This window comes from Klebsiella sp. MS 92-3 (assembly GCF_000195655.1).
In the GTDB taxonomy this organism is placed as follows: Bacteria; Pseudomonadota; Gammaproteobacteria; order Enterobacterales; family Enterobacteriaceae; genus Klebsiella; species Klebsiella pneumoniae.
Map to the genome: position 1 here is coordinate 1 of NZ_GL882707.1, position 7,921 is coordinate 7,921.

General features: G+C 46.4%; 6 protein-coding genes. 4 read left to right on the forward strand and 2 right to left on the reverse strand.

Annotation, left to right across the window (positions count from 1 at the left end; translation table 11 throughout):
* The coding region (locus tag HMPREF9538_RS29025) for an EAL domain-containing protein (protein WP_009483819.1) at nucleotides 1–329 on the forward strand (329 nt) is incomplete at its 5' end.
* Nucleotides 330–355: 26 nt separating this feature from the next.
* Here the strand turns inward: HMPREF9538_RS29025 and HMPREF9538_RS26350 are convergent.
* Entirely contained in the window at nucleotides 356–1,303 is a 948-nt protein-coding gene (locus HMPREF9538_RS26350) for a sensor domain-containing diguanylate cyclase (protein ID WP_004152065.1), read from the reverse strand.
* Between the two features lie 1,143 nt (nucleotides 1,304–2,446).
* On the opposite strand from HMPREF9538_RS26350, the gene HMPREF9538_RS26345 reads away from it, so the two are divergent.
* Nucleotides 2,447–3,187, forward strand: coding sequence for a tyrosine-type recombinase/integrase (locus HMPREF9538_RS26345; RefSeq protein ID WP_001515717.1), 741 nt, complete (start codon nucleotides 2,447–2,449; stop codon nucleotides 3,185–3,187).
* 716 nt (nucleotides 3,188–3,903) lie between these two features.
* Here the strand turns inward: HMPREF9538_RS26345 and HMPREF9538_RS26340 are convergent.
* A complete protein-coding gene (locus HMPREF9538_RS26340) occupies nucleotides 3,904–4,914 on the reverse strand; it encodes a RepB family plasmid replication initiator protein (RefSeq protein WP_004152063.1) in 1,011 nt (336 codons plus the stop codon).
* A gap of 751 nt (nucleotides 4,915–5,665) precedes the next feature.
* Between HMPREF9538_RS26340 and sopA the strand changes: the two genes are divergently transcribed.
* Nucleotides 5,666–6,832, forward strand: a complete 1,167-nt coding sequence (sopA, locus tag HMPREF9538_RS26335) for a plasmid-partitioning protein SopA (protein ID WP_000523813.1) — start codon at nucleotides 5,666–5,668, stop codon at nucleotides 6,830–6,832.
* A complete protein-coding gene (locus HMPREF9538_RS26330) occupies nucleotides 6,832–7,803 on the forward strand; it encodes a ParB/RepB/Spo0J family plasmid partition protein (RefSeq protein ID WP_004152062.1) in 972 nt (323 codons plus the stop codon). Before sopA ends, HMPREF9538_RS26330 begins: the two co-directional genes overlap by 1 nt.
* Nucleotides 7,804–7,921: the final 118 nt, after the last annotated feature.

Below are 7,921 nucleotides of genomic sequence, written 5' to 3' on the forward strand. Positions count from 1 at the left end.
CAGCAAAAGTTCGATTTATTCAACAAAGCCATTTTGGGACTGGATATTCCTCTCTCAACTATCTAAGAGAATTTCCATTTGATGCGATTAAGTTAGACAGAACATTCATTAGTGGTATTGCCCACGTTGCACGGGACTTATCTATTGTAAGAAGCATAGTGTCTCTTGGAAAAGCTTTCAGTTTAGGTATAGTCGCAGAAGGTGTGGAAAATAATGAACAGTTTGAATTGCTAAAAAATATGAATTGCGATGAATTTCAAGGTTATTATTATTCGAAGCCTTTGTCAGGTGATCAACTGATTGATTTTTTGAGGGGCCAAAAAAAATAGGGCTGTATGTCCTATTTTTTCATATACTATCGTTTTCCCTTTTTAATTTCATACATTCTTTCGTCTGCATCCTGCATGATAGCAGAGCATTCAGTATGAATTTTCTCATCATATTCAATAATCCCTGCAGAAAAATCTATGTTGTATTTTTTTTGAGAATTAAGATTGTAGCTGGTAATCCCGGCCCTCAATTTATGAAGGAATTCTTCTGCTTCTTTATAGGTTGACTCGGGTAATAGAACACCAAATTCATCACCTCCTAATCTTGCAACAACGCTTTTTGAACTACTAAGATCTTCCAGCATATCTGCAAAATTGCAAAGTACTTCATTACCTTCTGAATGACCGAAGTTATCATTGATTGGTTTAAAATTATCGAGATCTATGATCAGAACACAGAATGTTTTTTTCTTTTTTTTGGCTTTTCTTAACGATTCATCCGTCATTAGGGCGAAAGAACGCCGGTTACATATACCTGTCAAAGGATCAGTAGTTGCTTCGTTTATTATTCTAAACTCATCCTCTACGATTTCTGCTAAATCTTTAAGCAATAAGAAGTCATCTCTGGTTAATACTCTTGGTTCTGTATCAATAATACATATTGTTCCAGCTATCTCACCATCTGGCAGTCTTACGGGATGCCCTGCATAAAACCGGATATAAGGATCATTTTTAACTAATTTATTTTCTTTGAATCTTGGATCAAGGCTTGCATCGGGCACTATTAATGGTTCACTAAGATCTACTGCTATTGTACAAAATGAATCACTTCTATCTGTCTCTTTTATCTTCAGCCCATAACATGACTTAAACCATTGCCTGTCTCTATCAATTAATGAAACAAGTGCTATTGGTACATCAAAGAGTTTGGTGGCAATCCTCGTCAATCTGTCAAATCGTTCTTCATATTTTGTATCAAGGATCCCCATAGAATATAATGATAATAACCTGTTCTCTTCTTTATGGTTTGTCATAATTTTCATCTTGAGTGGTTATTGCAGGGTAGTGTTGGTTATCGCTATCTTATCAGAATTGTCCTGGAACTCAATAATCCCAATATCTCATAATCATATAAAACTTAACAAGTTTCCAATAAATCATGATGAATAGTGAACTGTTACATCTAATCATCTGTGACCTGAAGCGCTCATTATACACTTCCATGTATTCAGAATGCATAATGATTTGTATATTAAAAATCGCCATAACTTACAATGACTTATTTTTTGTGGCACAATTAAAGCGCATCTGTTCAAATAAATGTAAAGACATTAATGCTTGATCTTCATGGTTTCTTATGAAAACCAGTGGCTGAAGAAACGTATGGCAGTTCTGAATCTGAACAAGACGAGACGGCATGAAAGGTTCAAGAAAATTGTCCAGGAAGGTACATAGTTTCCTTATCCAATATTTTCTACTGAGGGTATATTGTATCAGCTTAAGACAGGAACTGTTGATACAGAACAGAAAAGTTCAACACAGCCTGAATCTGCGCGACGCTAAATTTTTTCCTTCTGGCGAACCAACAAACAGCCCGTTTATAGAGAGATTCTGCAGACGACAAAAGGATTAATCCCTGAAATTGCACTGAATTGTCACCTGAAGATGTGCAGGACAAGCCAGATTACTCTTACAAGGGATACCATCGTAATTTAGCAAAAACACCTAAGACCTAAACGACAGCTAAGTACATAGTGCCGGACGGATCATGATTTTTTATTTAACTTACGGACTTCATTTTTCAGCAATTATCTTTTCTCTTCTGTTGTAAACTTATGAAAGCGTTACGCGAAATCCCGCAAGGTTACAGGGGTGTACCAGGCCGGAAATCGCGTAGCGCTCTCTTCTCTTCTGTTTCCTGCCTAACATGTACATCCTGGCATTACTCCAATTCTCCCAAAAACCGTAAAACAGCCATCAACCCGCGTCATTACTGGCTTCATGGAGGATCTGAGCAGAAAAACGATCCTTTACGCATTTGGTTTTACCCGCAATAATGCGGGATAAGACAACAAAAGGATCCGCGCGCTGCGATTTATTGTCATGGCAGGATCGGCCCGTCAGGTGCAAAATACCTGTATCCATAAACAGTGCGTGCGCTACGTGAAAAATAACTCATGAACAGCATCATTCCCTTGCAGAATTCACCAGAACGCGTCTCTCTGCTGCCGATCGCCCCGGGCGTTGATTTTGCGACCGCGGTGGCACTCCGGCGGATGGCCACCTCAACAGGTGCCACGCCGGCTTACCTCCTGGCGCCGGAAGTGAGCGCCCTCCTCTGGTATATGCCTGACCAGCGTCACCACATGTTGTTCGCCACCATGTGGAATACCGGGATCCGTATCGGTGAAGCCCGGACGCTCACCCCGGAATCGTTCGACCTGGATGGTCTGCGCCCTTTTGTTCGGGTGCTGTCGGAAAAAGTGCGGGCACGTCGTGGCCGGCCGCCAAAAGATGAAGTGCGTCTGGTACCGCTGACGGATGCCAGTTTTGTGCGTCAGATGGAGAGCTGGATGGTGACCACCCGCCCCCGCCGGCGGGAGCCGTTATGGCCGGTCACGGATGAGACAATGCGCAACTGGCTGAAACAGGCGGTGAAGCGGGCTGAAGCTGACGGCGTGCATTTTTCGATCCCCGTGACGCCGCATACTTTCCGTCACAGCTATATTATGCACATGCTTTATCACCGGCAGCCCAGGAAGGTCATCCAGGCACTGGCCGGGCATAAGGATCCGCGCTCGATGGAAGTCTATACCCGGGTATTTGCGCTGGACATGGCTGCCACCCTGGCCGTTCCCTTTACCGGTGATGGTCGAGATGCCGCGGAGATCCTTCGCTCCCTGCCCCCGGCCGGCTGAGATTGACGGCCCTGGCATGACGTCCTGTATTCCGCTAATACGGAATACAGGAGCAGAGAGCATTCAGCCCCCTCCCTGCTCCAGCACACCAGGCCATCATGCTGATGACTGAACCGCCATGGTCTTACCCGGTGACCTGCAATCCTGCAGGCATCAACATACCGCAGTCAAGACAGGGCACAATGCAGGCATACTGGCCGTGCATCCCACTGTGCGTTTTTCCTGGAAGCTCAGCAAATCATCCCGTTAACCGCGAAAGTCATTCACCATCTGTGGCCAACACCTTTCTGCCATCCGGCTCCCGTTTCCTAATCGCATTTAGCAGTGTGAAGCTGGCGCCGGGTTATACAGACAGCTGCAGTCTCATCCTGCCGGGCTAAACCTGCAGTACACAGGGGAACGGATACCGTCAGGTAACATGACCGTCTCAGCACCCGATTGAGATTTTCGTAAGGGGTATAGAGCTTTACTGAAAAATTGACTGTGGCATGTTATCACCCATGGAATGGTTAACAGACCAGGGATTACCCCCATTTAACCCGCATGCCGTAGTCAATATCTGCGTATCACGACCCCAAATCACATATTACAGTCAATATTGTTCGATCCGGGCAGAGATGATAGAGAATAAATATTGACTGCGGTATGCGTGATGCATATCACAGTCAATGGAATGTCCTTAGCGGCATACGGCAGTCATGATATGCATATCGCAGTCAATTTTCTGGCTTCATCGCTGAGAGGGCTTCAGCCAGTTTAAGAGGATCGATGCCAGCAGCCTTCAGCGCCTTAATGACTTCGTCATAATTTTGCTCTGGCGCCTTCTCTTCTTCCGCTTTGCGCGGAACCTTCACAGGACCACTGATGAGTTTGGGGTTGCGATAATGCACGCTGAAATAGGTGGCTCGGCCACGTTTAAACTCGGTGTAATCCAGATAACCAATATCCCGCAGCTGCTCCATCGCCTTACGCACCGTGTGGTTCTGCGTATAGACATTTGAGGTGAGATTCAGCCGGTCACGCATCCGTTTCATGGAAATAGGTGCAGGATTCTGGGGAAGACTTTCGATGTAGGTATAAAGCGCCTGGGCTGATTCCTTGCGCTGCAGGGCGTCAATGGCTTTCAGCCGCAGCAGTACCCTTCTGTCCATGTGGTAAAGCTCAAACAGCTTAGGTTCAGCCTTTATCTCAACGATATCCTCGGTGATGTCATAATAGGCTGACTGCACCAGATGGGTGGTCCATCCTTTGGTCTCGCTCTGGAACTTCAGCGTAACCGAGGCAAGTTTAAACAGGGAATTACTGATGCGATCGCGCATTTTTTTGTTTGAACGACGGGAGTTAAATCCGCACATCTTAACGAATTCGACGAACGACAGTTCCAGGGTGTCACTTTTTACCCCATACTCCGACATGGAGCGAATTATCCCCAGCCAGACTTTAAAATCCGTGTCCATATCAAGACGCGAACCGGTGATCTTAACGTCAGTGTACCCTTCGCTTTTGGCAATAGACAGCTGTACAAGCTCCTCAGTCGCGTCTGTAACGTTTTTCCGGTTCGCCTTGCTCTTCCCTGTTGATTTCAGAGTTGGGACGAAGAGACCGAGTCTCATGAGCGCTACTGGCTGCACGGTACTGGTGCTGTTGACATCCAGCTTAACAACTTCGCCGGTTGTCTTATCAACTTCCTGAAGGTTCAGAAGTAAGCTGTTATTTTCGCTCGTCATCTTGATCCTCAACGGTTATCCACAAAAGGATGTAGTAATACGTATCGCAGTCAACGGATATACATACCTCAGTAAATACCGTTGCATATCACAGTATTAGATTATGCATATAACAGTCAACATTTTACATTCCGCAGTCGATCCAGACAGACGTTAAAGCCAGTTACAGCGCATGCTGGAGCGATCCGGGGATCTCTTTTGGATCTCACTATGATCTCCTTGGGATCAATTATTGGATCGAGACCTTGAATAACTCAGATACAAGGCCGGAAGCGCCACACCAGGTATCCAGAACCCTGGCCTGATTTTCCTGAATACGCTCTGGAAGATTGAGATCTACAGGTACAACAATGAAACATTGACTGCGGTATGCTGAGTCGTCTTTCCTCTTTCTCGACACAGATACAGTAAGTATCATGCCACAGTCAATATATTACATATCGCAGTCAATTTCATTATAACTGGCTGATCCCGAGCCATCTTAAGCAACCCGACGTACGTGCAATCTGTGAATTCTGTGATTTTCCGCTTCCTCGCCGCTTTCTCACTCCGTGAGATCGCTTACTGCGGCGAGCGGCAGTGATTAATATTGGCTGCGGTATGTACTCTTTTGTACTCCCCTGCGGTCTTTGCATCACCCAATGCGGTTCACTTTGCACTTTTTCGTGCACTTTGCGTTTTTATTGTTGCTTTGCAATAAATTCCAAGATTTAATAAAATAATGCAAAGTGATGATTAAAGGATGTTCAGTATGGGACTCATGGATACACTCAACCAGTGCATAAGTGCTGGTCATGAAATGACGAAAGCAATCGCCATTGCGCAGTTTAATGATGACAGTCCGGAAGCCCGGAAAATAACCCGGCGCTGGAGGATTGGTGAAGCAGCTGATTTAGTTGGCGTGTCATCTCAGGCTATCAGGGATGCCGAGAAAGCTGGCCGGCTGCCTCACCCTGATATGGAAACCCGTGGAAGAGTTGAGCAACGCGTTGGTTATACCATCGAGCAAATCAATCACATGCGGGATGTATTTGGTACACGACTGCGCCGTGCTGAAGATGCGTTTCCGCCGGTGATTGGTGTTGCTGCTCACAAAGGTGGTGTTTACAAAACCTCCGTTTCTGTTCACCTGGCTCAGGACCTGGCCCTGAAAGGATTACGCGTTCTGCTTGTCGAGGGTAATGATCCTCAGGGCACAGCCTCGATGTATCACGGATGGGTGCCCGATCTTCATATACACGCGGAAGATACTCTCCTGCCCTTTTATCTTGGTGAAAAGGATGATGCCAGTTATGCGATAAAACCAACCTGCTGGCCTGGCCTTGATATCATTCCGTCCTGCCTGGCACTGCATCGCATTGAAACTGAACTGATGGGCAAATTTGATGAAGGAAAACTGCCCACCGACCCGCATCTGATGCTCCGCCTTGCTATTGAAACGGTCGCTCATGACTATGATGTGATTGTTATCGACAGCGCACCGAACCTCGGTATTGGCACGATCAATGTCGTATGCGCTGCTGATGTGCTGATTGTTCCCACCCCGGCAGAGCTGTTCGATTACACTTCTGCACTGCAGTTTTTCGATATGCTTCGTGATCTGCTCAGGAATGTGGATCTTAAAGGCTTTGAGCCGGATGTCCGTATTCTCCTTACCAAATACAGTAATAACAATGGTTCGCAGTCACCGTGGATGGAAGAACAAATTCGCGATGCATGGGGAAGCATGGTTCTTAAAAATGTGGTACGTGAAACCGATGAAGTTGGTAAAGGCCAGATCCGCATGAGAACCGTTTTCGAACAGGCGATTGATCAACGTTCTTCGACCGGCGCATGGCGAAACGCACTTTCAATCTGGGAACCTGTTTGTAATGAGATTTTTGATCGTCTGATTAAACCACGCTGGGAGATTAGATAATGAAGCGTGCCCCTGTCATTCCAAGGCATACCACACATACTCAATCGACTGAAGATACTTCATCACCGGCGCCGGCCGCGCCGATGGTGGATTCATTAATTGCGCGCGTGGGTGCTATGGCCCGCGGTAATGCTATCTCTCTTCCGGTATGTGGACGGGAAGTAAAATTTACCCTTGAGGTGCTCCGGGGAGACTCTGTTGAGAGCGCCTCACGCGTATGGTCAGGAAATGAGCGTGATCAGGAACTACTTACCGAAGATGCTCTGGATGATCTCATACCTTCATTTTTACTGACCGGTCAGCAGACTCCAGCTTTCGGCCGCCGGGTTTCTGATGTCATAGAAATTGCAGACGGCAGCCGTCGCCGTAAAGCCGCAATCCTGACGGAAAGTGATTATCGCGTTCTGGTTGGTGAACTGGACGATGAGCAGATGGCTGCATTGTCCCGGCTGGGTAACGATTATCGGCCGACGAGTGCTTATGAACGTGGCCTGCGTTATACAAGCCGGCTGCAGAATGAGTTTGCAGGAAATATTTCTGCGCTTGCCGATGCGGAAAACATTTCTCGTAAGATCATTACCCGCTGTATTAATACGGCCAAACTGCCTAAATCCGTTGTTGCCCTGTTTGCACATCCTGGAGAACTGTCTGCCCGGTCAGGTGAAGCCCTTCAGAAGGCTTTTGCAGATAAAGAAGAATTACTGAAGCAGCAGGCTGAGACTCTCCACGATCAGAAGAAAGCGGGACTAATCTTTGAAGCTGAAGAGGTCATTAGTCTTTTAACATCCGTACTGAAACAATCTCCCGCATCAAGAGTTAATCTGAGCTCACGTCATCAGTTTGCTCCAGGGGCAACAGCATTGTATAAGGGCGATAAAATGGTGCTTAACCTGGATAAGTCCCGCATTCCTGCGGAGTGTATAGAGAAAATAGAAGCCATTCTTAAGGAGCTTGAGAAACCAGGAGTCTAATGCGGACACGCTTTAGTCTACGGTTATCTCCCTTTACTTCATTTCCTTTCTCACAGGCCAGAAAACATAACTGGCCTGAATATTCTCTCTGGGACCACGGTCCCACCTGCATCGTCGG